The organism is Sphingomonas sp. 35-24ZXX (genome assembly GCF_000786215.1).
Taxonomy (GTDB): Bacteria; Pseudomonadota; Alphaproteobacteria; order Sphingomonadales; family Sphingomonadaceae; genus Blastomonas.
Genome location: NZ_JROG01000001.1, coordinates 429,260 through 451,833, shown reverse-complemented (window position 1 = coordinate 451,833; position 22,574 = coordinate 429,260). Strand labels below are relative to the sequence as shown.

Below are 22,574 nucleotides of genomic sequence, written 5' to 3'. Positions count from 1 at the left end.
CTCAAAAGGCCTGGTGTGTGCAACTTTGCGCGTGGGGAAGGTCTAACCTGGCCGCTTTTCGATTGACTGAAGCACAATGGTAAACGCCAATTTCACCTTGGTGTTCCGCCGGGGTGAGCCGGTTCAGAACGTCGGCAAAGTGCAGATTGAAGCTTCCGGGCATCACGATGTCGGCGCGCGCGACGCCGGCGAGCCAGGCCGCCATCGCCTGCGCCGGATCGCGCGAATCCAGCGGCATCGTCACCCGGCCTGCGCGCGCCATGCTGGGAGCGAAGGCGAGCGCACGAAGGATGTCCATGTCCAGCGACCGGAGCCTTGCGGCCCCGTTGCGAGTCTGGCCGACCGCTTCATGAGGGAAGTTCATATCCATGGCGCTGATGTACCAGCCAAACCGTAAGAGCAGGTAAAAGCGGCCTTCATGGCTGATTAGACTTGGTTAATTGCCGCTAACACTGCCGCACAAACCCCGGCAAACCGGGCGTTTTGCAGCTGCGGACCGGTGCAAAAATTTGCCGGACCGGGGTGGCAGAAAGCTGCCGTCGCCGCTACATGGCAGCGATGCAGGCACAGCCCCTCTCAGGATTTCAGCTCGATGGCGACATGAAGGCGCGGCGAATCGTCGTGGCGATGTCGGGCGGCGTTGATTCATCGGTGGTGGCCGGACTGGCGGCCGCGACCGGCGCCGAAACCATCGGCATCACGCTGCAGCTTTACGATCATGGCGCAGCGGTCAAGCGCGCGGGCTCGTGCTGTGCGGGCCAGGATATCCGCGATGCTCGCGCGGTCGCCGATCGGCTGGGCATTGCGCATTATGTCTTCGACCATGAAAGCCGCTTTCGCGAATCCGTGGTCGAACGCTTTGCCGATGAATATATGGCTGGCCGAACCCCCATCCCGTGCATCCAGTGCAACATGGGTGTGAAGTTCACCGATCTGTTGCAGATGGCGCGTGATCTGGGTGCCGATTGTCTGGCCACAGGCCATTATGTTCGCCGGATGATCGGTAGCGATGGCCGCGCCGAACTGCACCGCGCGCACGATCCGGCGCGCGATCAGAGCTATTTCCTGTTCGCCACCACCGACGACCAGATGGACTTTCTGCGCTTCCCGCTGGGCGATCTGCCCAAGCCGCAGGTGCGCGCGCTGGCGCAGGAGATGGGGCTGGTGGTCGCCGCAAAGCCCGACAGCCAGGATATCTGCTTCGTGCCCGATGGCGATTATGCCGCCGTCGTGCGCAAGGTGCGTCCCGATGCCGACGCCGGCGGCACGATCGTGCATGTCGATGGCCGGGTCCTGGGCGAACACAAGGGGCTGATCCACTTCACCATCGGCCAGCGCAAGGGCCTGGAAATCGGCGGCCAGCCCGAACCGCTTTATGTCGTCCGGCTTGATGCCGCGACGCGCCGCGTGATCGTCGGCCCGCGTGCGGCACTGGCGATTGCGGCTGCAGACATCGTCGACATGAACTGGATCGGCGGCAGCTATGAAGGACCGCTTGAGGTCAAGGTGCGCTCGCTCGCCAAGCCTGCCCCGGCGCGGATCGAGGGCACCGGCGCAAACCGCCGTGTAGTGTTCCTGCAGCCCGAATATGGGGTCGCCCCAGGACAGGCCGCAGTGCTGTACGCTGGCAGCCGCGTTCTGGGCGGCGGCTGGATCGCCAGCACCGAACCGGTCGAGCCAGCGCTCGCGGCCTGATCGCTCGGCGCTCCACAGCCTGCCCCGAATAGGTTAAGTGGTTCTCTGGGGTATGTCCGTGCGCACATCGACACTTCTGGGAATGATGGCTGCAGCGGCAATATCCGCATCGCCCCTGCACGCGCAGTCCGACGCGGATGACGGCCTGACGCTCTCGGGCAGCTACCGCATCCGCTACGAACTGCTCGAAGGCCAGTACCGCCCGGCCCTCCCCCCGCGCGATGACGCGATGACCATACAGACGTCGATCGTCGCCGATTATCGCACCGGGCCCTGGCATCTGTCTGCCGAACTCGTGGATGCGCGTGGCTATCTGATCGATGCGCCTGGAGCGGTCAGCACCGGTGAGGTCAACGCGCTCGAACTCAGCCGCGCGTCGATCAGCTACCGCGACGGCCCGGTCGAACTGACCGCGGGACGGTTGCATCTCAACCTGGGGTCCCGCCGGCTTGCGGCGCGCAATGCGTTTCGCAACACGATCAACAGCTTCACCGGACTGAGGCTCGACTGGCATGGGAAGCAGGACGACACGCTGACCGCGTTCTACGTCCTCCCCCAGACCCGGCTCCCCAGTGCCCGTGCCGAGCTGATCGACAATCGCGTGCGCTGGGACCGCGAAAGCTTCGACCTTGCCTTCTGGGGCGCGCACTACACCCGACCCGATCTGTTTGACGGCATCGCCCTGCAGGCCAATGTCTTCGGGCTGACCGAGCGGGACGGCGACAACGGCCCGACGCGCAACCGGCATCTCGTCACCTGGGGGGCCAGGCTGCATCGCGCGCCAGCAAGCGGACAGTGGGATATCGATATGGAAGGCGCGGTGCAGACCGGCACTGTCCGTGCATCGGTTGCACCGAACACTCGCCGCCAGGATGTCCGCGCATTTTTCGCGCATGCAGAGCTGGGATACAGCCCCGACCTGCCCGGGCGTCCCCGAGTTTCGCTGCTGCTCGACATCGCCAGTGGCGACGATCCGCGCAGCGCCGCTTTCACCCGGTTCGATACCTTGTTCGGCGCGCGCCGGTGGGAGTTCGGACCGAGCGGCCTGTTCGGCGCGCTGGCGCGCACCAATATCGTGGCGCCAGGGATTCGCGGGGAAATGGCCCCTGCCCCGCGCTGGGATCTGATGGCGCTGTGGCGCCCGGCCTGGGCCCATGATCGCCGCGACCGGTTCAGCAATTCCGGACCTGCCGATCCGCAAGGCCGTTCGGGCCGCTTTGCCGGGCACATGCTGGAGGTGCGGCTGGGCCACTGGCTGATCGACAAAACCGTGAGGCTGGAGGCCGGAACCGCGTTGATGACCAGCAGCCGGTTGCTGGAGGACGCGCCCAATGCCACGGGGTTCGGCGATACGCGCTATGCCTATGGCCAGATGACGGTCAATTTCTGACGGCGGATCAGAACACCCGGTCGAGTGCCTTGTCGAGCATCCACAACTGCCACAGCAACCGCGCATTGTCGCTGCGCCCGGAAATATGCGCCTCGGCGATGTCGCTCAGCCGCGCGGTGTTGAACCAGCCGCTGCGGGCGAGCGCAGAACCTGTGGCGATGGCACGCGCCTGATCGGCGAGCGGCCCACGAAACCACTGCGCGATCGGGCTGACGAAGCCCATCTTGGGGCGGTAGAGAATATCGTCGGGCAAGGTCCCGCGCATCGCACGCTTCATCAGCCACTTGCCCTGCCCACCGCGCACCCGCATCGCCTCGGGCAGGGTCGCGGCAAATTCGATCAGGCGATAGTCGAGCAGCGGCTCGCGCGCTTCCAGGCTGACCGCCATGCTGGTGCGGTCGACCTTGGTCAGGATGTCGCCGGGCAGCCACAGCTTCATGTCGGCATATTGCGCAGCATCGAGCCCGGAACGCGCCGGTGCGCCGCCCATCAGCGCGATCATGTGATCCTCGCCGCGATAACCGCCCAGCGCGGAGCGCTGGCTGTCCGAATAGAGCGACTGGCGCAGCGCATGGCCGGTGACTCCGACTGCATCGGCATAGCCCTCCGCCCCGCTGCGCGCGAGCGACAGCAAGGTAGATTTGGCCCGCAACGGGCGCGGTGCCCAGTCCGCCTTGGGATAAAGCGCGCCCAGCCCGCCGAACAGCGGTTCGCGCAGGCCCTGAGGCAACAGCCCGCGCACGCGCTCTTCGCCATGGTGAAAGACGTGGCGGCGATATCCGGCAAAGGCCTCGTCCGCGCCATCGCCCGACAGCGCTACCGTCACGCTTTCGCGCGCCAGCTGGCAGACGCGGAAGGTGGGCAGCATCGAGGCATCGGCAAAGGGTTCGTCGAACTGCGCGGCAACCTGATCGATGATCGCGATATCATCGGGCGAGACCGTGCGGCTGCGGTGATCGGTGGCGAAGCGCTTGGCGATGCGGCGGGCGTAATCGCTTTCGTCGAGTTCGGCGACATCGAAGCCGATGCTGCAGGTCTTGACCGCCTGGCTGCTGCGCTCGGCCATCAGCGCGACGACCGTGGAGCTGTCGACCCCGCCCGACAGGAACGCGCCCAGGGGCACATCGGCGACCATCCGCGAAGCCACGGCCTCGCGCATGTGATGGAGCAGTTCGGCTTGCAGATCGGAGACCGAGCCCCGCGCCCGGCGCGAGAAATCGACGTCCCAATACTGCGCCGGCGCAGGGAGCGGCTTGCCGCGTTCCAGCATCAGGTAATGGCCGGCTGGCAGCTTCTTGACGCCCGCAACGAAGCAGCGGTGATCGGGCACATAGCCGAACGCCAGATAGTCATCCACCGCCTGCGGGTCGGGCGTCCGGCGCAGTGCCGGGTGGGCGAGCAGGCCCTTGAGCTCGGAGGCAAAGATCACGCTGCCATCGGGCAGGCTGGCATAATGCAGCGGCTTCACGCCCAGCCGGTCGCGCGCCATGAACAGCCGCTGGTGACGCTGATCGAAGATCGCAAAGGCGAACATGCCGTTCAGCCGATCAAGACAGCCCACGCCCCATTGCCGCCAGGCGGCCAGGATCACCTCGGTGTCCCCCGAGGTGCGGAAATGGTGGCCCAGTGCAGCCAGTTCGGCGCGCACCTCCTGGAAATTGTAGATCTCGCCGTTGAAGGTCAGGACATCGGCTTCGTCCTCGCTCAGCATCGGCTGCGCGCTGCCTTCCAGATCGATGATCGACAGCCGCAGATGGCCCAGGCCGACGCCGGGCGCAGTCCAGCAGCCGTTGCCATCGGGCCCGCGATGCAGCATCGCATCGGTCATCAACCGGATCCGTGCGGGATCGACCGGCTTGGCCGTTTCCAGATGGAAGATGCCTGCAATCCCGCACATGGTCGTTCAGCGCCCCGCCAGCACGGTTTCGGACAAGGCCTGCGCCCCGCCAGCATCGCGCAGCAGCGCCTCGATCGCAGGTCGAGCCGAGCCATCACCGCTGCGTTCGGCGCTCACGATCAGGATCATCGCGCTCTGGCTGTGCCGCAGCAGCCGGGCTTTCAGCGATTCGAGGCGAATGGTCAGATTGCTGCCGGTCACGGTGTTTCCGATCCGATAGAAGGTCGCGACATCGCGCACCATCCGCCCAGGTCCGGTGATCACATCCGCCTTGCCATCGGGGATCGCAGGCGCGGCCTCAACCCAGGACCATGCGCCTTCAGGGTCGAGCGCACCCTGGCCATAGGCGGTGATCTCGCGCCCTTCGGACTGGCCGTTATACAGGGCCGCGAACACATCGACTTTCTGGCCGTTGCGCACATAGCTTGCGATCAAGGTGCGGTTGCTGCCTTGCGCGCGCGGCGTCCAGGGGGCGACAGGATCGTAAGGCTCGCGCTGCCATCCGGCGATCTGCGGCAAGGTGTCGCGCGCAGGCAGGGTTGCAGGCTCGGGCAAGCCCAGCAATGCCCAGCCCAGCGGCGCGGCGAGCAACAGACCCGCCGCCACCAGGACCGGGCGATCATTGCCGATGACGTTGCGGGACGCGGCGGCCAGCCGGTCGGCAAGCGCGGGCTCGATGAAGGGATCGGTCACCTGCCGGTCGAGAAACTGCCAGCCGATCGCCATGACAACCAGCAGCACGATCGCGAAGAAGATCCAGCCGTAGAAAATGTGATCGAACCCGGCGGCGAAATCGAGACCCTGATGATGGGCGATATAGATCGTTCCAAAGGCGCGCAGGCCGTTTGCGAGCACCGGCACGACGATCGCCACCGCGATGATGCCCATCCGGCGCGGCCAGCTCTTGAAACAGACATTCGCCGCGAGCACGCCATAAGCGACCATCGCGATCAGGAATTTCACGCCCGAGCACGCCTCAGCCACGCGGAACAGCGCGGTCGGCGTGGAAATGAACACGCCCTCGATATGCGCCGGGATGCCGGTCAGGCCCAGCAGCGCCATCGATATGTCCGCCGTGATGCCTTGCAACGGCGGCACCAGTTCCTCGCCCACCGGCACCAGGAACAGCGCATAGCCCAAAGGGAACATCAGCGCGCGGCCGACATGCTGGCCCAGCAGCGCCAGCACGCTGCCCTGCAGGAACATCACCAGCGCCAGATGCCGCGCCAGCGCGACGCCTGCCGCTTCGCCCAGAACCCAGCCACCAGCCGCGGCAGCCATCACCAGCAACCCCGGCCACCAGACCATGGGCGTGATCCGCTTCAGCTCATCCGAGCGTTGCGATATCAGCCAGGCAAGGATGAACGGTATCAGCAGGATGTGATTGAAGGTGGAGCTGTTCCACCAGATCATCACCATATCCGCAGCATCGCGCGCGAATGCGACCAGGATGACGCCCCAGGCGACGCCCAGCCGGATCAGCGCGCTGCGCCATGCGGGGCTTATCGGCACGGGATCAGCGGACTCGGGAATGTCGGCGGCGATCGTCGCCATGTCAGGCCGCGCTCGTGATCAGCGCGGGCGGCTGGTCGAGCCAGCGTAAAAGCGGCGCCAATTGCGCATCCCATTGGTAGCTGCGCAGCATATGCGCGCGCGCCGCAAGGCCGATCGTGCTGCCTCGTGCCGGATCAGCGGCGAGGTCGCACACCGCCTTCGCCATCGCATCATCGTCGCCGGTCACGATGAAATGCTCGCCCGAACGCGCGACTATGCCCTCTGCCGCGGCGGCAGAGGCCACCACCGGCCGGGCCATCGCCATCGCTTCGAGCACCTTGTTCTGAATGCCGCGCGCGATCCGCAGCGGGGCAACGACAATATCAGCCGAAGCAATCCACGGCCGGATGTCATCAACCGCGCCTGCAACCTCGACACCGGGCACCTGCGCCAGCGCGCGCACCGCAGGCGCCGGGTTGCGCCCAACGATATGGAAGCGCGCATCGGCATGCTGTTCGCGGATCAGGGGCAGAACGCTGCGCGCGAAATGGGTCACCGCGTCGATATTGGGCGCATAATCCATCTGCCCGGTAAAGACGAGATGCGGCCCATCGGTACCCACATAGGGCGCAGGGGCGATGCCCTCGGGATCGTAAAGCTGTGTATCGATCCCGTTGCCGACGGCTTCCACGCGGACGCGCGGATCGTCGAGGCCCAGACGAAATTCAGTCACTTCCGTCGCGCTGGCGAAGGTCGAAAGATGCGCACGCCGGGCCATGTCTCGCTCGAACGCGCCCAGCATCCGCGCCTCACGCGCATGCACCAGTTTCATCGGCCCGTTCGAAGCCTTGGCATAGGCGGCAAACTTGGCCGAATCCATGTCGACGAAATCGATGATCACCCGCCCGGCAAAGCTCGGCGGGATGAACTGCGCCATCTGGCCGGAGAAGACGAAGATCGTATCGATCGGCCGGGTGGCGAGGAGACGGCTGATATAGTGGCGAATCTCGAGGCTCTCGAACGCTACCAGCGAGACCGGCTTGCCGGTGGGCAACGCGTTCAACCCGGCGCGCAGATTGGAGATGGTGCGGCGAACCAGCAGGTGGCTTGTCGCGGTCCAGGCCAGCTGCGCTTCGGCGGCCATGTCGGCATCGGTTTCGCCAAAGGTCGCCACATGCACCGGCCCGCGCGCCGCAAGCGCTTTCAGGATCGCGCACGAGCGGATCTTGTCCCCCCGGTCAGGCGGAAACGGGATTCGGTGGGCAAGGAACAGCAGCTCGCCCATCAACCCAGCCCGTTCGCGATCCAGGGGCCCAGCCGGTTGGCAATGCCCAGCGGCAGCCGCTGCCATAGCGCAATCTGCAGCCGGTATTTGGGGCTCAGCGGATTGACATCGCGCGGCGGCAGGCCGTCGGCATTGCGCACCGCATAGCTGAGCGGCGCGGGCTCGAATCCCCAGTTCTTCTTGAACGCAAACGCGCCGGTGCCGACCTTGGAGCGACCGAAATCGAACCGCGTGCACCCGCGCTGGCGCGCATGGTTCATCAGCGCATAATACATAACGTCATTGGCGCGCAGGGCGCGGGCATCCCAGACGCCTCCGCCCCAATAGGGCATCACGGTTCCACGGTGGTAGAGGTTGAGCACGCTCGCCACGGGAACGTCATTGTGCAGCACGGTCAGGATATCGGCATCGTCGCCAAAGGCCTCCATCACCGCTTCGAACAGCGCGCGCGGGAACACCGGCGTGCCCAGGTTGCGGACGCTTTCGGCATAGACGGCATATTGCTGCTGGCGGTCGAGCGCGCCCGAACCGGTGCGCACCACCAGATCGTTCGCAAGTCCCTTGCGGACCTCGGCGCGCTGCTTGCGCGGAACCCATTCCAGCTGCTTGCGATCGGCATCGGGGCCGTCTTCGACCAGATCGGCGGCAAAGCCGGCGTGCGCATCGGATTTGATCGTCCAGCGCGGATCATCGGGCAGCCATCCGCCGCGCAGCTCCAGCGTCGGCGCGCTATAGCGTTCGGTCCATTGCCACGCTGCCTCGGCAAGCGCCGCCCCGCTGGCATCATCGGTGGCGAGGATCCCGCCATCGACGGCAAAACCCGCCGACACCATCGCCCCGCCGAACAGCGGCGAATGCACGGCATGCAGCGGCAGAAAGCCGGTGATCGCGCCCCGCCCGTCCTCGGCCAGCAACGCCAGATAATCGTGCCCCGTGGCGGACGCGACTGCCTCGCCCCAGATCGGCCGATGGAAGGCGGTGGTGCGTGGGTGGGCTGCCAGCCAGCCTTCCAGCCGCGCGCGTTCCTGCTGGTCGGCCAGGGTGACAAGCCGAACGGCGGATGCGGATGGTGCGGCGGTCTGCGGCGGCGCGAAATGCAGCATCACAGCCGCCTCGCTGCCAGCGGCAGTGCAATCTCGTCGATCCGGCACCAGCTGAAATCGCGTGTGAGCTGTTCCAGCCTGCCCGCCATGCTGCCCAGGCCCGTATAATGCCGAAGGCGCGAGCGCATCGGCGCGCCTTCGACGCGTGGCTGATCGGCATCGATTTCCCAGGGATGGAAATAGAAGATAGCGGGCTGCATGTCGGCCTGGTTGACGCGGCGTAACGCCCAGCGCGACAGCGTATACGGCAGGATGCGGAAGAACCCGCCGCCACCTGCACCAAATCGACGCTCGCCCAGCTGCACCGTGGTCACCGGCAGTTCGATCAGGCTCGCGCCATCGACCGGATGAAAGGCAAAGCGCGGGGCCTCGCGCCAGCCATAATGGTCGTGCGCGATCGGCGCCACGCTCGACGAATAGGCATAGCCGCGCTCGGCCAGGATTTCGTGCGCCCAGGGCGTGCGCTGGTCGATCGAAAAACTTGGCGCGCGATAGCCCTTGATCGCGACGCCGCCGGCATCCTCCAGTGCCTTGCGCGCGCGGTCGATATCCTCGCCGAACTGGTCGGGCGTCATCGTGAAGACACGGGTGTGATCCCAGCCATGGCTAGCGATCTCGTGCCCTTCGGCGATGATCCGGCGGATCAGCGCGGGATGGCGGTGCGCCACCCAGCCCAGCGTGAAGAAGGTCGCCTTGACACCGCAGCGCGCGAACAGGTCCAGCACCGCGCCGGTATTGTGTTCGACACGGCTGGCAATGCCTTCCCAGTCACCCCGGGCAATGGTGTTCTCGAACGCGCCGACCTGGAAATATTCTTCCACGTCGACCGACAGGCCGTTCACGATATGCCGTGCGGCGGTACGGTCCTGGCCGAGCGATGCTTCGCGCACGATGATGCACTCCTGGCTGTGGGGCCGCAAATTCAGTTGGCGATCAGGCGGCGCGACCCTTGGGCCACACGCCTGCGGAATCGTCCTCGACCCAGCCTACCAGCAATGCGAGCACCCTGTGCAACGCCTTTTGCTGCTCGGCCTGAAGCCTCTCCAGCGCATCGATGCGGCCGATCAGCGGTTGCAGATCGGTAGGAGCAGCCGCCGGGCGCGCCTCGATCGACTGGATGCGGTCGATGGCGGCCTGCAGCTCCTGCACCAAAATCGCGCGGGCTTCCTGCTGCTCGCCGGCAAAATCGCGCACCTCGCGGACGAAATGGTTGAAATCCGCGCGGCTGACCTCGGGGATCGCGGCTTCGGCAACGGCAGGCACAGCTTCAGCCGCCGGAGCAGGCGCGACCGATGCGGCATATTCCGCGTGGCGCGCGGCGCTCGCCAGCATCGCCTCGTTCTGCCAATCCTCGTCGGTCATCGAATCCACTGCCAGATCGGCAAGGACCGCATAGAAAAGATCGGCGTCGATCGTTTCGCGATTGTCGACCGCCGCCATCAGCAGCACGCGATTGATCAGCATGTTGACCTTGCGCGGGATGCCGCCGGTCTCGGTGAACAGCCGCGGCCAGACATCGTCGGCGAAGGCGGGACGTCCGGCCCAGCCGACCAGCGTCATCCGGTGCTCGACATAAGGCTGCACCTCGTGCTGCTCCATCGCGCCCAGATGATGGGTGGCGATGATCCGCTGGCGCAGCTGCTCGAGCCCCGGCGCGCCGTGCACCGTGGCGCGGAACTCGGGCTGACCGAGCAGGAATATCTGCAGCAGCGGGTGGCTGCCCAGCTGGAAGTTCGAGAGCATCCGCAACTCTTCGAGCGCGCCGAAGGGCAGGTTCTGCGATTCATCGACCACCAGCAGGCAGCGACGACCGGCGCGCGCCTCGGTGTGGAGGAAGCTTTCGATCGCGGCCAATGTGCCGGTCTTGTCGAGACCTGCGGTCGGAACGCCAAAGCTGCTGGCGACCATGTGCAGCAGATCATCACCCTTGAGCTGGGTGGTCACGATCTGGGCTGCGGTCAGCCGCGCCTTGTCCACCGTCTGCATCAGATGCGCGACCAGGGTCGACTTGCCCGCACCGATCTCTCCGGTGATGATGATGAAACCCTCACCCTGCGCCAGGCCATAGCCAAGGTACGACATCGCCTTGCGATGCGTCGCGCTCTCGAAATAGAAGCGCGGGTCGGGCGTCAGCTGAAATGGCCGTCCGGTAAGGCCATAATGGGTCTCAAACATGGGCTTTCCCCCTTATACTTCTGTCATATTTACTGGAAAGAATAGCGCAGCGCCAGAAGCGCCGATGCTACGAGGCCGCTTTCGAAGCCCTTGGGATCGAAATAATCGAGCCCGATAGCCAAGGTACCATTGAAGCGGTTGGTGAAGTTGCGCCCATAAGCCGCGTTGGCACCAATGCCCAGGACATCGCTGCCCCCGCCATTGAGCACCTGTCCGGTGCCATTTTCCAGATAGTTCGCATAGATTGTGCCGGTAATGCTCGAACGGGCATCGAGTTGCTTGGCGCCGACATAGCTTGCAAACCAGATTTCATCGATCGTCTGATCGAACCCGGCAAGCGCACCGGTATCGGCGGCGAAGAACTTGCGGCGGCTGTAGCCTGCACCCAGCCCGTGCTGCCAGCTGCCGCTGGTGAGGCTGATCTGCCCGGTGACACCGCGCGTGCGGAACGCCGACGAGGCGACCGACTGCAGCGTGTCATTAAGACAGTTTCCGCCGCCGCCACCACCGAAGAAGCACGAATTGAGATCGCCGCTGAGCGGATTGCGGGTGGCGTCGAACTGCGTCGGCAGCCCGGCGACATTGTCGTTGAGCCGCGATCCGAAGCCGGCGACGAGATCATAGACCACGATGTTCGCCGACACCCGCTGGTTGGGGGTGTAGCTGAACGATCCGTAATAGGTCATGCTGTCGTACCGACGGCCGACTCGCGCTTCGAGCGAGGTGCGCCGGCTGGGCCGCCACAGCACGCCGACATCCCAGATCAGACCATCCTGATCGTAGGACAGCAGGCGCGGCGAATTCCTGTCGGTGACCAGGCGGCCGTCGTTGCCGACGACGGGATTGCCCGCCGCGTCGCGTACGGCATTCCGCTCTGAAATCTCGATGTCCTCATAGCCGACACCGCCCACCAGCGCGAGCGTGGCGCTGACCGGAACCGTGACATCGGCGCGAACGATCTTGTCTTCGAACCGTTGGTCGAGCTGGCTGGCGTCCTCGCGGAAATAGCCGCCGCTGATCGACCAGCCGATCGGCAGAAAACCGCCCGGCTGCTGGCCGATGGCGAGGCTGGCGGCGTGGTTAACGCTGTCATCGAACAGGTCGAGCGGACGCGCACCTGCGGGCAGCGCCACCGCGTCGGCCTCTACCTTGGTGTAGCCAATGCGGTACAGGCCGTTGACCTCGACTCCGGCGATATCGGTGTCCAGCGTGGGCCCGGCATAGACCGAGTAGATCTGCGTGACATTATCCGATCCGCCAATCTGGTTGCTGAGCGCAACCCCGCGGTTATCGACGCGCGAGCGCACGCCCAGCGCGCCTGCCTCGATCGACAGCGCATTGGGAATGACCTGCACATTGGCGCGCGCGATACCGCTGATCGCATCCTCGTCGCCGAAATCGTCGTTCCACGAGAAGCGCCGTTCGTAGCGAACGCTGACCTGCGCCTCGACCCGCGCGGTCTGCACCGCGGCATCCACGCCCACGGCCGCCAGGCTGTAGGTCAGCAGGTCGCCACCATTCTTCAGATCGGCGCTGAGCACCTGGCCCACTTCGAGATAGGGGATCACAACCGAACGACGGTTTGCGGGCACGCTGGCCCCGCCACCGCCCTGACCGCCGCCCTGGTCGCTACCTTGGCCGCCGCCCTGCCCGCCGCCTTGCCCCAGCCCCTGCTGCGCGAACGCAGCCTGGGGAACGGTCGCGAGTGCGAACGCCAGTGCAGCCAGCGGAAGCTGGTGTTTTCCATGCTTGAAATCAGACCATTTCACCATGGTCATTCTCCATATCCATAATAGGATCCGAAGCTGCGACCCGACGGGGAAAATTTCACCCCGTTGAGCAGCAGCTGAATCTGGTTGCATCCGGCAATCAGGCCCAGAGCGTCGCGCAGCGCGCGTTCGCTGGTGACATCGGCGCGCACCACCATCAGCGCATGGCCGACATGCTGGGCGAGCGTGGCGGCGGGCGATGCCGCGAGCAGCGGCGGCGAATCGAAGATCACGATCCGGCCGGGATGCCCCTCGGTCAGCTTGGCCAGCACCTCGAGCGTGCGTGCCGAGGCGAGATACTCGCTGTCCATGTTGGTCTGGCGACCCGCGGGCAGCACCGATAGCCCGTCGATATCGGTCGGGATGATGCAGTCTTCCACGGCCACCGCAGGGTCCGCCAGCGCATCCATCAGACCGGTCTGCCCGGAGATACCCAGCGAGGAGAGAATGCTGGGCTTGGCAAAGTCGGCATCGACCAGCAGCACGTCATGATCGCGTTCGGTCGCAATCGAGAGCGCCAGATTGATCGCGCTGTAGGTCTTGCCCTCGTTGGGCTGCGCCGAGCAGATCAGGATGCGCTGCGCTGCGACCCCCAGGCCGGCATTGGCTTCGGCCAGCACGCTGGCGAGCAGCCGCCGCTTGATGATGCGGAACTCTTCGGAAATGCTGGTCACCGGGCCATCGGGGACGATGAAAGCCGATTCCCGCAGCAGGTCGCGGTCGATCCTGGCGACTGGCAGGCGCGATGCGCGCGGCCGCACCGGGGCGGAAACGGAAGCTGCGACCGGTGCTGCGACCGGCGGTGTCACTGCCTGAGCGACGGGCTCCGGCGCGGATACGGCTGCCGGCGCGGGTGCGGGCGTGGGCACAGGTGCGGGAACCGCAGCTGCCTGCGCTGCCGGCTCCTCGGGAAGCTGCGAGGCATCCAGGCTCATCGCCTTGCGGAAATCGTACATTTCCGACGCGCGCTCGATCAGCGAGGGTGTGTGGCCGGATTTGTCGGGCGATTTGATGGGATCGTGCATGGTCATGTCTCTTTCGCCCTTCACACCACCGAACCGCGCTGGATGAACTCGATGATCAGCAGGACCAGGAAAACCCCGACCAGCGCGCCGGCCGAGCCCAGGTACATGCGCAGCTTGCGCTTGCGCTCTTCCCGCTGGGCCTGGGTGAGCATCTGAGAGATCGATCCGATCACCGGCAGACCGGATGCGGCTTCGAGCTTGGCCGCCGTCGGATAGCTCGCGCTGAGCTGGCCGAGCGCGAACGCTCCGCCGATGCCGCCTGCGATCCCTGCGAACAGCACCGCTGCCAGCAACAGCGGCCGCTTGGGCGCGATCGGCGTACGCGGGCTGGAGGGCGGCGTGATCAGGTCGAAGCGGACCGCATCAGTCTGCGTTTCCACCTGTCCGCGCAGCCGCACCTGCTCGCGGTCGGCAAGCAACTTGTCATACTGGGTCTTGAGCACTTCATAATCGCGCGCGATGCGCGCCTGTTCGGCAGCGACGCCAGGCTCCTGGATCTGCTTGGCGACCATGGCATTCATCTCGCCCTGCAGCGCGGCCTTGCGCGACTGCAGCGCGGTCACCGCCGCCTGACGCTCGGCCTTCATGCTGACGAGCGAACTGTACGCCGGGTTGGGCACGCCATAGGCGGTGCTCGCCCCGGCCCCTGCGGCGCGCAATGCGGCGATCTGGTTCTTGATCGCCTGCACATCGGGATGCTGATCGGTCAGGCCGCGCGCCTTCATCGATGCGAGCTCGCCCTGCGCCTGCGCCAGCGGATTGACCCCGCCGGTCGTGCCACCGGCAATGCTCTGCGGGGTTCCGGCAATCTGGCCGTTGATCGCGGCCAGCGCGCTTTGCGCGGCGATCAGCTGCGAATCGATCTGGTTGATCTCGACCCGGCCCTGCTCGAGCCGCTGGCTGACCGAACCGATGCCCGGCAGCATGCCGAGATTCTCGGTCTCGAACTTCACGCGCTTCTGCTCGGCAATCTCGAGCTCCTTCTGGCGCTTGGCCAGCTGTTCATCGAGGAAGCGCAGCGTATCGCTGGTCTCGCCGCGGCCACCGGCAAGGTTCTCCTCGACGAAGATGTCGATCAGCTTCTGCACGATATCGCGCGCGAGGCTGGCGGCTTCACCATCCGAGCGACCGCCCGCGGTCATCGTGGCAGAAATCTCGAACAGATTGTCCTGCTCGGACTTGATCTTGATGGCACCGCGCAGACCGTTCACGGCGCCCTCGATCTCGCGCGGGGTGACCAGGTTCTTGCCGAGGTCCGTTCCCCGCACGACCTTTTCCAGGTTCGCGGCCGAGGTCAGCGTCTGTTCGACGGTGTCGATCTGCTTCTGCCGCTCGACCGGGCTGATGCCGGTATTCTCGGGCAGGATCGCCTTGGTCTGAACGAACAGCTTGGCCTGCGATTCATAGGTATTGGGGATCAAGGCCACCGCCAGCCAGCCCAGCACGCAAATCGCCCAGGCAATGCCCATCGCCAGCCAGCGGCGCTGCCAAACGCTGTGCACCGCGATGCGGAATTCTTCGTACAGGCCATTCATCGGTCAGGCTTTTCTTTCACTGTTGCGGCGCGGCGCGGGCTTGTTTCCGGTTCAGAACATGCTTTCGGGGATGATGATCACGTCGCCGGGCTGCAGCAGCACGTTGGCGCGGCTGTCGCCCTTCTTGATCAGGTCACCCAGCTTGATCGGATATTCCTGCTGGCGACCCGACACCTTGTCGAAGCGGACCAGCTTGGCGCGGTTGCCCGCGGCGAATTCGGACAGACCACCGACGGCGATCATCGCATCAAGCAAGGTCATGTTAGCACGATACGGGATCGACGCGGGCTTTTCGGTCGCACCGACGATCCGCACCTGCTGCGAGAACGTACCGGCAAAGCTGTTGACGATCACCGAGACGATCGGCTCCTGGATGTACTGCGACAGCTGCAGCTTGATGTCCTCGGCGAGCATCGTCGGCGTCTTGCCAACAGCGGGCATGTCGGTGATCAGCGGCGTGGTGATGCGGCCATCGGGACGCACCTGGACCTTCGCGCCAAGTTCGGGATTGCGCCAGACAAACACGGTCAATTCGTCGAGCGGACCGATGATATAGTCATCGCCCGGGCCGTCGGAGAGCGAGACGAACGATGCAGCCGGAAGCTGCGGTCCGCTCGCGGTGGAAGCGCAACCCGCCAGCAAGGCAGTGGCCACCAGAGCCGCGATTCCCATTTTCAACAGACGGAACAATCCCATGTCAGCACCTTTTTCATCGCCCCGCGAATCCCCTTTCCGTCGCGTGGACGAAAGGCCGGGTTCACGCAGATTGGGCTCAGCTATGACGAAAAAGGGTGAACATAGCGTTAGTGTTTGATGGTGAAGGCGTTTTTACATTCGGGGTGGGGTTGGCGGAGCAGGCCCGGGCCCCGGTGCTGAGCTAGCCCCTAACCACCCCCGCTCATCCTGAGCCGCAGGCATAGCCCGCGAAGTCGAAAGACCCGCGCCCACGCCAGCCGATGCGCGGGGCCTTCGACTGGCTCAGGCTGAGCGGAGGGGGTGGTGGGTTCAACCAAGTGTTACAGATGTTGATCTCTTGCCATAAGCGCCGTTGCATCCAACGTATACCAGACTAGAATACGCAAATGAACGGCACAGCTTTGATGATATACGGCGCTCTGGCTGGAACTCTATTTGGGCTCATTTTCGGAACCCGACCCATAGGCTGGCTCTCGCTGTTGCTTGTGCCGCTCGGTGCCATTCTTTACGTCAATTGGTGGCAGGCGCAGCACCCAGAAAACCTGCGATCCACCAGTGCGCTGGACTATATTTTCATTACGCCCATCCCTCTGGCTTCGGCTTTGGTGATCTATGGCGCGATATTCTTCACACGAATGTGGCTTGAAACGCGCCAGCGCTAGCGATGCCAACCCTAACAATCCCCGCTCATCCTGAGCCGCGGGCGCAGCCCGCGAAGTCGAAGGACCCGCGCCCACGCCAGCCGAATAGCGGGGCCTTCGACACGCTCAGGCTGAGCGGAGGGGTGGCGTCTACAAAGAGAGAAGCGCGCAAGGGGCTCGGCACGAGCACCCGAAATTGCCGATTAACTGGCAACATTTCAGTCTAAATTGTCTTCACGTAGCCATGGTGTACGACGAATATCGCTTTCAGCCGCTTTTGCCGTTTCGTAGATCCCGGAAAAATAGGTCGGGGTCATGTAATCATCGACGTATTCATCTCCAGCCCACCACGTCCACTCGACCCACTGGTAAAACCCGTCCTCTCGGCGCTGAAGCTCAATCTCATATTTTCCATCTGAACTTTTGAAACGAGCTAGTTCCTGCACCACGAAACTCCACACCGCTAATTGGCTACGGCACTTCCTTTAAACACGGAAAACCCTAACCAAACTGCAGTTTCGACCGCACCCCATCGAAAAAGTTTCCGGCAAAAAATCACCCGCGCCTCTTGGCAAGAAACCGCGCCCAGCCCCGCGACCACTTGTTGAACACCTTGCCCTCATCCGAAGCGAACGCGGCCGCCTTGATGTGCTCCGAGCGATTGGGATAGGGCACGATCAAGCTCGCGACGCCGAAGGTGGAGGATTTGCCCGCGATCATCATCGCGATCGGCAGGATCAGGTCGCCCGCGCCGCGCCCGACCACGGTGCCACCGATGACCTTGCTGCCCTTCTTGACCAGCTTGACGAAGCCGGTGACCTCGCGCTCGGTCACTGCGCGGTCGTTGTGGTCGAAGTCCTCGCGCCATATTGTCACTTTGTCGCCAAACCGGCGCCGCGCCTCGTCCTCGGTCATGCCGACCTGCGCGAGTTCGGGGTCGGTATAGGTGACCCAGGGCAGCGCGGCATAGTTCGCCTTGGTCGGCACGCCCAGGCTGATCTCGAGCGCGACATTGCCGCCCTCGTAACCGCTCGCATGGGTGAAGCGCGGACCATCGCGGCAATCTCCGATCGCATAGATATGCTTCGCGCTGGTCCGCCGCCGGGCATCGACGAGGATGCCTTTCTTGTCGTGGCGCACGCCTGCGGCCTCGAGCCCCAGCCCGTCGAAATTCACCTCGCGCCCGGTGGCAATCAGCAGATGCGTGCCGGTGATCGTCCGCCCGTCCTTCAGCGTCAGCACGAGGCCATCAGGGGTTTTCGTCACCGCATCGGCCTCGGCGTCATGGATCAGTTCGATACCCTCGCCGGTCAGCCGGTCGATCACGATTTTCGCGGCATCTGCATCATCCTTGGGGAATGGCCTGCCCTTGGTGGCGACGACGACCTCCGAACCCAGCCGCCGGAACGCCTGCGCCATCTCCATGCCGATCGGCCCGCCGCCCAGCACGATCAGCCGCTGCGGCAGTTCGGTCAGGTCCCAGACATTGTGGTTGGTGAGATAGGGAACCGCTTCCAGCCCCTTGATCGGCGGGACGTATGCGCGGCTGCCCACCGCGATGACGATGCGCGGCGCGCTATAGGTCACGCCGTTCACCGCGATGCTTTTAGGAGTGCTGAACCGCGCATCGCCGCGCACCACCTCGACGCCCATGCCTTCGAAGCGTTCGACGCTGTCATGCGGCTCGATGGTTGTAATCGCCTGATGCACCGCCGCGTGCACCGCGCGGAAATCGACGACCGGCTCCACGGCCTGCATCCCGAACTCGGCAGCGTTGCGCATATCGTGCGCGCGGTGCGCGGCGGAGATCAGCGCCTTGCTGGGCACGCAGCCGGTGTTGAGGCAATCGCCCCCCATCGCCGCGCGCTCGACCAGCAGCGGCTTCAGCCCGAACATCGCCAGCCCCCCCGAGCAGACCAGCCCGGCAGACCCTGCCCCGATGACGATCACGTCGTGCGAATATGCCATAGACCCCGTTTCGGTGAAACAATGCGGCTGGTTACCGCGAATTCTTGTCGCTAGACCATGTGCGCCAGATCAGAGGGAATCCAGCATGAATCTCGAAAATTCGCGTGAATATTACGGCAAGGTGCTGTCCGAATCCGCCGATTTGCGCACCGATGCGTGCACCACCGCCGAACGCCCGCCGCTCGCGGTCATCAAGGCGCTGGCCAATGTCCATCCCGACGTAAAGGCGCGCTATTACGGCTGCGGCCTGATCGCACCATCGGCCATCGAAGGCGCGCGCATCCTCGATCTGGGATCGGGATCGGGCCAGGACGCCTATATTCTCGCGCAGCTGGTCGGCGAGCATGGCGAGGTCGTCGGCGTCGATGCCACCCCTGAGCAGCTCGCCATCGCCAACGCCCATCTCGAATGGCACCGCAAGACCTTCGGCTATGCCAAGTCGAATGTACGCTTCGTCGAGGGCGATATCGAGAAGCTCGACGAACTCGATCTCGAGCCCGGCAGCTTCGACATCATCGTGTCGAACTGCGTCATCAATTTGGTGGGCGACAAGGCCAAGGTCTTCGCCGACGCGCACCGGCTGCTCAAGCCCGGCGGCGAGATGTATTTCTCCGATGTCTATTCGAGCCGGCGGGTGCCCCAGCATCTGCTCACCGATCCAGTGCTCCATGGCGAATGCCTCTCGGGCGCGCTCTATTGGGGCGATTTCCTCAAGCTCTCCAAGGCCGCCGGCTTCACCGATCCGCGGCTGGTCAAGGATCGCCCGCTGGGCATCGGCGACGCGCGCATCGCCGAGATGCTCGACGGCATCGACTTCTTCTCCGCGACCTACCGGTTGTTCAAGCTCGATGATCTGGAGCCAGAGTGCGAGGATTATGGCCAGGCGGTGGTGTACCTCGGCACCGTCGAGGGCGAGGAGCGCATGTTCACGCTCGACAAGCACCATCTGATCGAACGCGGCCGCATCTTCCCGATCTGCGGCAACAGCTGGAAGATGCTGTCCGACACGCGCTTTGCCGAGCATTTCCAGTTCATCGGCGATTTCTCGACGCACTACGGCGTATTTGCAGGCTGCGGCGGCGGGCTGCCGTTCGCGCAGGCGGCGGGCGATGGCAGCGAGCTTGCGGCGGGATGCTGTTGACCGGTCTGTTGCTTTCATCCCTTCCAGCCCAAGACCATGAATCTCACGCCCGCTCAGCCTGAGCCTGGAGAAGGCCCCGGGAAACCGCCAGTGTGGGCGCGAGGCCTTCGACAAGCTCAGGCTGCGCGGATGGGCTTAGGCATTCCGCACCGGGAACCGACATGCACGTCTTTCTGACCGGAGCGACAGGGCTGGTCGGCGGGGCGCTGGCAGGAGCTCTGCTCGATTCAGGCCACCGCGTCACCGCGCTGGTCCGGGGCGAAGGCCGCGATGTGCTCGATATGGGTTCGCGCGACCGGATTGGCGAGATCGCGGTGCTGCAGGGCGATGTTGCGCTACCCGGCTTTGGCCTTGCCGAACACCCTCAAGGCATCGACCTGCTGGTTCATTGCGCCGCGACAGTCAATTTCGCCGCTGCCGACGCGGTGCACGAGGCGGTCAATGTCGGCGGTACCGCGCATGCCATCGCGCTGGCACAGGACTGGGGCTGCCCGCTGCTGCATGTCTCCACCGCCTATGTCTGCGGCCGCACCGATGGCGAGATCAGCGAAACGCCCGCCGATCCGGCCGCGGCCTTCACCAACGGCTATGAGGCGAGCAAGGCGCGCGCGGAGGCCTTGGTCGAAGCGGCTCGCGCGACGGGCCTTGCCGCCGCCATTGCCCGCCCCGCAATCATCGTCGGGCGGCTGAGCGATGGCGCGATTGCGAGGATCGACGGCTTTCACCACCTGTTCCGGCTGTTCGGATCGCCGCTGCTGGGCGACGTTCCCGCCGTGGCTGACGCCGCCTTCGCGATCGTGCCGATCTGTCATGTCACTGCCGGGCTGATGGCGATGGCGCAGGACATGGCAGCGTTTAGCGGCGCGCGGGTGCATCTGGCGGGCGCTGCCCCTTTTGCGATGGCGGACATGCTGCGCATCGTCGCCGATTACCCCGGCACCGTGCCTGCGCGGATGATTGGCCCTGCGGCCTATGATCGAGCCACGCGCGACCGTCGCACCGCGATGGTCCATCGCCGTATCGGTCCCCAGTTCTTCGACTATTTCCTGCGTAGCCCGCGCTTTGCGGGCGACAGCTTGCAGCAGATCGCAGCGATAACGCCTCCCGCGATCGATGAAGCTGCGTTCCGGCGGATGATCGATCACTGCATCTGCGCGGGGTTTCTGGACTGGCGGTAGTGCGGAGGTCTGCGCCAACGCTAGCCCCTTGCGCTCTCCCCCTCCCTCCAACATGATGCTGGCATCTGAACACCCAAGGGGCCGCCATCCATGAAACACCTCCTGCTCACCGCACTCGTCTTCACGCTCGCCACCCCCGCCCAAGCGTCAGAGGCCGAAGACGCTGCCACGGTGGAGGTGATCAAGGCGATCGACGCGCGTTACGACGAGACCGCCAAGGTGGCGCGGCAGATCTGGGAATGGGCCGAGGTCGGCTACAAGGAGGAGCGCTCCAGCGCGCTGCTGCGCGAGCGGCTGAAGAGCGCGGGCTTCACGATCACCAATGGTGTCGCCGGCATCCCGACGGCCTTTACCGCTGAATTCGGCAGCGGCGGACCGGTGATCGCGATTCTGGCCGAATATGATGCCTTGCCCGGCATCAACCAGGACGCGCAGCCGACGCGCGCGCCGCTCGCCGGGAAGGGCGCGGCGCATGCCTGCGGGCATAACCTTTTCGCCGCCGGATCGCTGGGCGCGGCGCTGGCGGTGCGTGACTGGTTGAAGGCCACCGGTACGCCGGGCCGGGTGCGGCTCTATGGTACGCCGGCGGAGGAAGGCGGCAGCGGCAAGGTCTATCTGGTGCGCGACGGCCTCTTCAAGGATGTCGATTTCACGATCCACTGGCATGCCGATGACGAGAATTCCGCCGCGGCGCGTACGACGCTCGCCAACCGCTCGGCCAAGTTCCGCTTCACCGGCGTCTCCGCCCATGCCGCAGGGGCGCCCGAACGCGCCCGCTCGGCGCTCGACGGGGTCGAGGCGATGAACATGATGGCCAACATGATGCGCGAGCATGTGCCGCAGCAGACCCGCATCCATTATGTCATCACGGAAGGCGGCAGCGCGCCCAATGTCGTGCCCGATTTCGCCGAGGTCTTCTATTACGTCCGCCACCCCGACGCCGATCAGGTGCGCAGCATCTGGACCCGGTTGGAAGCGGCCGCGCAGGGCGCAGCGCAGGGCACCGGGACGAAGGTGGAATGGGAAATCATCCACGGCAACAACCCGCTGCTGGTCAACGAGCCGCTCGCCAAGATGATGGACATGAAGCTGCGCCAGGTCGGCGGTATCAGCTATACGGCAGAGGAAACCAAGTTCGCGCAAGGCATCCGGCAGAGCTTCGAAAAGCCCGATCTGCCGCTGGGCAGCCAGAGCGAGGTGCAGCCTTATGATGTGACCCTGGGCTATGGCTCGACCGATGTGGGCGATGTGTCTTATGCGACGCCGACGGTGGGCCTGCGTGCTGCCACTTGGGTTCCGGGAACGTCTTCGCACAGCTGGCAATCGGCCGCCGCTAGCGGCATGACCATCGGCTTCAAGGGCGCGCAGGTTGCCGCCAAGGCAATGACGCTCGCCGCGATCGAGCTCTACACCAACCCGGCATTGCGCGACGAAGCCACGGCGGCGTTCAAGACCGCGCTGGGGCCGAATTACAAATATCAATCGCTGCTGGGGGATCGCAAACCGCCGCTGGATTATCGGGATTGAGGCTCTGCGGTTCGTTCGCGTCGAGGGGATCGCTTTGCGCCTGCCGGGACCATCA

At 64.9% G+C, this 22,574-nt stretch carries 19 protein-coding genes; 6 read left to right on the top strand and 13 right to left on the bottom strand.

All coding sequences use genetic code 11. The annotated features are described in order from the left end of the window. Position 1: 1 nt before the first annotated feature. A complete protein-coding gene (locus LI72_RS02045) occupies positions 2-370 on the bottom strand; it encodes a hypothetical protein (RefSeq protein WP_033924161.1) in 369 nt (122 codons plus the stop codon). A gap of 188 nt (positions 371-558) precedes the next feature. Here LI72_RS02045 and mnmA point away from each other — a divergent pair, with 188 nt between their 5' ends. Both mnmA and LI72_RS02035 read left to right on the top strand, forming a co-directional pair. Next, positions 559-1,695 (top strand): tRNA 2-thiouridine(34) synthase MnmA, encoded by a 1,137-nt coding sequence (gene mnmA / locus LI72_RS02040; RefSeq protein ID WP_033924346.1) that lies wholly within the window; start codon positions 559-561, stop codon positions 1,693-1,695. A gap of 85 nt (positions 1,696-1,780) precedes the next feature. Beyond that, positions 1,781-3,085 carry an alginate export family protein gene (locus LI72_RS02035; RefSeq protein WP_197051762.1) on the top strand — a complete coding sequence of 435 codons (1,305 nt, stop codon included), beginning with the start codon at positions 1,781-1,783 and terminating at the stop codon, positions 3,083-3,085. A 7-nt stretch (positions 3,086-3,092) separates the two neighbouring features. Here the strand turns inward: LI72_RS02035 and LI72_RS02030 are convergent, their stop codons facing one another. The 10 genes from LI72_RS02030 to LI72_RS01985 are packed head-to-tail and all read right to left on the bottom strand — an operon-like array spanning position 3,093 to position 16,064. Continuing rightward, complete coding sequence (locus tag LI72_RS02030) at positions 3,093-4,982, bottom strand: XrtA/PEP-CTERM system amidotransferase (protein WP_033924159.1); 1,890 nt, start codon at positions 4,980-4,982, stop codon at positions 3,093-3,095. A gap of 6 nt (positions 4,983-4,988) precedes the next feature. Continuing rightward, a complete protein-coding gene (gene xrtA, locus LI72_RS02025) occupies positions 4,989-6,536 on the bottom strand; it encodes an exosortase A (protein ID WP_052129398.1) in 1,548 nt (515 codons plus the stop codon). Between the two features lies 1 nt (position 6,537). Continuing rightward, positions 6,538-7,761, bottom strand: a complete 1,224-nt coding sequence (locus tag LI72_RS02020; protein WP_033924158.1) for a TIGR03087 family PEP-CTERM/XrtA system glycosyltransferase — start codon at positions 7,759-7,761, stop codon at positions 6,538-6,540. After that, entirely contained in the window at positions 7,761-8,864 is a 1,104-nt protein-coding gene (locus tag LI72_RS02015) for a FemAB family XrtA/PEP-CTERM system-associated protein (RefSeq protein WP_033924157.1), read from the bottom strand. Before LI72_RS02015 ends, LI72_RS02020 begins: the two co-directional genes overlap by 1 nt. Further along, positions 8,864-9,754, bottom strand: coding sequence for an XrtA system polysaccharide deacetylase (locus LI72_RS02010; RefSeq protein WP_081984525.1), 891 nt, complete (start codon positions 9,752-9,754; stop codon positions 8,864-8,866). Before LI72_RS02010 ends, LI72_RS02015 begins: the two co-directional genes overlap by 1 nt. Before the next feature lie 43 nt (positions 9,755-9,797). Next, positions 9,798-11,039, bottom strand: a complete 1,242-nt coding sequence (locus LI72_RS02005) for an XrtA/PEP-CTERM system-associated ATPase (RefSeq protein ID WP_033924156.1) — start codon at positions 11,037-11,039, stop codon at positions 9,798-9,800. Positions 11,040-11,068: 29 nt separating this feature from the next. Then, positions 11,069-12,817, bottom strand: a complete 1,749-nt coding sequence (locus LI72_RS02000) for a hypothetical protein (protein WP_156139436.1) — start codon at positions 12,815-12,817, stop codon at positions 11,069-11,071. Then, on the bottom strand, positions 12,814-13,839 hold the full coding sequence (locus LI72_RS01995) for a capsular biosynthesis protein (protein ID WP_033924154.1): 1,026 nt from the start codon (positions 13,837-13,839) through the stop codon (positions 12,814-12,816). Before LI72_RS01995 ends, LI72_RS02000 begins: the two co-directional genes overlap by 4 nt. A gap of 14 nt (positions 13,840-13,853) precedes the next feature. After that, positions 13,854-15,368, bottom strand: a complete 1,515-nt coding sequence (locus LI72_RS01990; protein WP_033924153.1) for an XrtA system polysaccharide chain length determinant — start codon at positions 15,366-15,368, stop codon at positions 13,854-13,856. Positions 15,369-15,419: 51 nt separating this feature from the next. Next, positions 15,420-16,064 (bottom strand): XrtA/PEP-CTERM system exopolysaccharide export protein, encoded by a 645-nt coding sequence (locus LI72_RS01985; RefSeq protein ID WP_052129397.1) that lies wholly within the window; start codon positions 16,062-16,064, stop codon positions 15,420-15,422. Between the two features lie 386 nt (positions 16,065-16,450). On the opposite strand from LI72_RS01985, the gene LI72_RS01980 reads away from it, so the two are divergent. Next, positions 16,451-16,726, top strand: coding sequence for a hypothetical protein (locus LI72_RS01980; protein ID WP_033924151.1), 276 nt, complete (start codon positions 16,451-16,453; stop codon positions 16,724-16,726). A gap of 197 nt (positions 16,727-16,923) precedes the next feature. Here LI72_RS01980 and LI72_RS19890 read toward each other — a convergent pair whose 3' ends face one another. Together LI72_RS19890 and LI72_RS01975 are read right to left on the bottom strand one after the other, a co-directional pair. Continuing rightward, positions 16,924-17,154 carry a hypothetical protein gene (locus LI72_RS19890; RefSeq protein ID WP_156139435.1) on the bottom strand — a complete coding sequence of 77 codons (231 nt, stop codon included), beginning with the start codon at positions 17,152-17,154 and terminating at the stop codon, positions 16,924-16,926. 106 nt (positions 17,155-17,260) lie between these two features. Next, positions 17,261-18,673: a dihydrolipoyl dehydrogenase family protein gene (locus LI72_RS01975; RefSeq protein ID WP_033924150.1), complete on the bottom strand. Its 1,413-nt coding sequence runs from the start codon at positions 18,671-18,673 to the stop codon at positions 17,261-17,263. A gap of 85 nt (positions 18,674-18,758) precedes the next feature. Between LI72_RS01975 and LI72_RS01970 the strand changes: the two genes are divergently transcribed. The 3 genes from LI72_RS01970 to LI72_RS01960 all read left to right on the top strand — a co-directional run bounded on the left by LI72_RS01970 (position 18,759) and on the right by LI72_RS01960 (position 22,519). Continuing rightward, positions 18,759-19,814 carry a methyltransferase domain-containing protein gene (locus tag LI72_RS01970; protein ID WP_033924149.1) on the top strand — a complete coding sequence of 352 codons (1,056 nt, stop codon included), beginning with the start codon at positions 18,759-18,761 and terminating at the stop codon, positions 19,812-19,814. Positions 19,815-19,975: 161 nt separating this feature from the next. Then, the gene (locus LI72_RS18830) at positions 19,976-20,992 is read left to right on the top strand and encodes an SDR family oxidoreductase (protein ID WP_052129396.1); all 1,017 of its coding nucleotides are present in this window, start codon (positions 19,976-19,978) and stop codon (positions 20,990-20,992) included. Positions 20,993-21,082: 90 nt separating this feature from the next. Then, positions 21,083-22,519 carry an amidohydrolase gene (locus LI72_RS01960; protein ID WP_033924148.1) on the top strand — a complete coding sequence of 479 codons (1,437 nt, stop codon included), beginning with the start codon at positions 21,083-21,085 and terminating at the stop codon, positions 22,517-22,519. The last annotated feature ends 55 nt before the right edge of the window (positions 22,520-22,574 follow it).

Bases quoted from the DNA above. Each gene is read 5' to 3' on its own strand.
- LI72_RS02015 (WP_033924157.1), bottom strand. From the start codon at position 8,864: ATGCTGCATTTCGCGCCGCCGCAGACCGCCGCACCATCCGCATCCGCC.
- LI72_RS01970 (WP_033924149.1), top strand. From the start codon at position 18,759: ATGAATCTCGAAAATTCGCGTGAATATTACGGCAAGGTGCTGTCCGAA.
- LI72_RS02000 (WP_156139436.1), bottom strand. From the start codon at position 12,817: ATGACCATGGTGAAATGGTCTGATTTCAAGCATGGAAAACACCAGCTT.
- LI72_RS01975 (WP_033924150.1), bottom strand. From the start codon at position 18,673: ATGGCATATTCGCACGACGTGATCGTCATCGGGGCAGGGTCTGCCGGG.
- LI72_RS02020 (WP_033924158.1), bottom strand. From the start codon at position 7,761: ATGGGCGAGCTGCTGTTCCTTGCCCACCGAATCCCGTTTCCGCCTGAC.
- LI72_RS01985 (WP_052129397.1), bottom strand. From the start codon at position 16,064: ATGGGATTGTTCCGTCTGTTGAAAATGGGAATCGCGGCTCTGGTGGCC.
- LI72_RS01995 (WP_033924154.1), bottom strand. From the start codon at position 13,839: ATGACCATGCACGATCCCATCAAATCGCCCGACAAATCCGGCCACACA.
- LI72_RS01990 (WP_033924153.1), bottom strand. From the start codon at position 15,368: ATGAATGGCCTGTACGAAGAATTCCGCATCGCGGTGCACAGCGTTTGG.
- xrtA (WP_052129398.1), bottom strand. From the start codon at position 6,536: ATGGCGACGATCGCCGCCGACATTCCCGAGTCCGCTGATCCCGTGCCG.
- LI72_RS01960 (WP_033924148.1), top strand. From the start codon at position 21,083: ATGAAACACCTCCTGCTCACCGCACTCGTCTTCACGCTCGCCACCCCC.
- LI72_RS02030 (WP_033924159.1), bottom strand. From the start codon at position 4,982: ATGTGCGGGATTGCAGGCATCTTCCATCTGGAAACGGCCAAGCCGGTC.
- LI72_RS01980 (WP_033924151.1), top strand. From the start codon at position 16,451: ATGAACGGCACAGCTTTGATGATATACGGCGCTCTGGCTGGAACTCTA.
- LI72_RS18830 (WP_052129396.1), top strand. From the start codon at position 19,976: ATGCACGTCTTTCTGACCGGAGCGACAGGGCTGGTCGGCGGGGCGCTG.
- LI72_RS02035 (WP_197051762.1), top strand. From the start codon at position 1,781: ATGGCTGCAGCGGCAATATCCGCATCGCCCCTGCACGCGCAGTCCGAC.
- mnmA (WP_033924346.1), top strand. From the start codon at position 559: ATGCAGGCACAGCCCCTCTCAGGATTTCAGCTCGATGGCGACATGAAG.
- LI72_RS02045 (WP_033924161.1), bottom strand. From the start codon at position 370: ATGGATATGAACTTCCCTCATGAAGCGGTCGGCCAGACTCGCAACGGG.
- LI72_RS02005 (WP_033924156.1), bottom strand. From the start codon at position 11,039: ATGTTTGAGACCCATTATGGCCTTACCGGACGGCCATTTCAGCTGACG.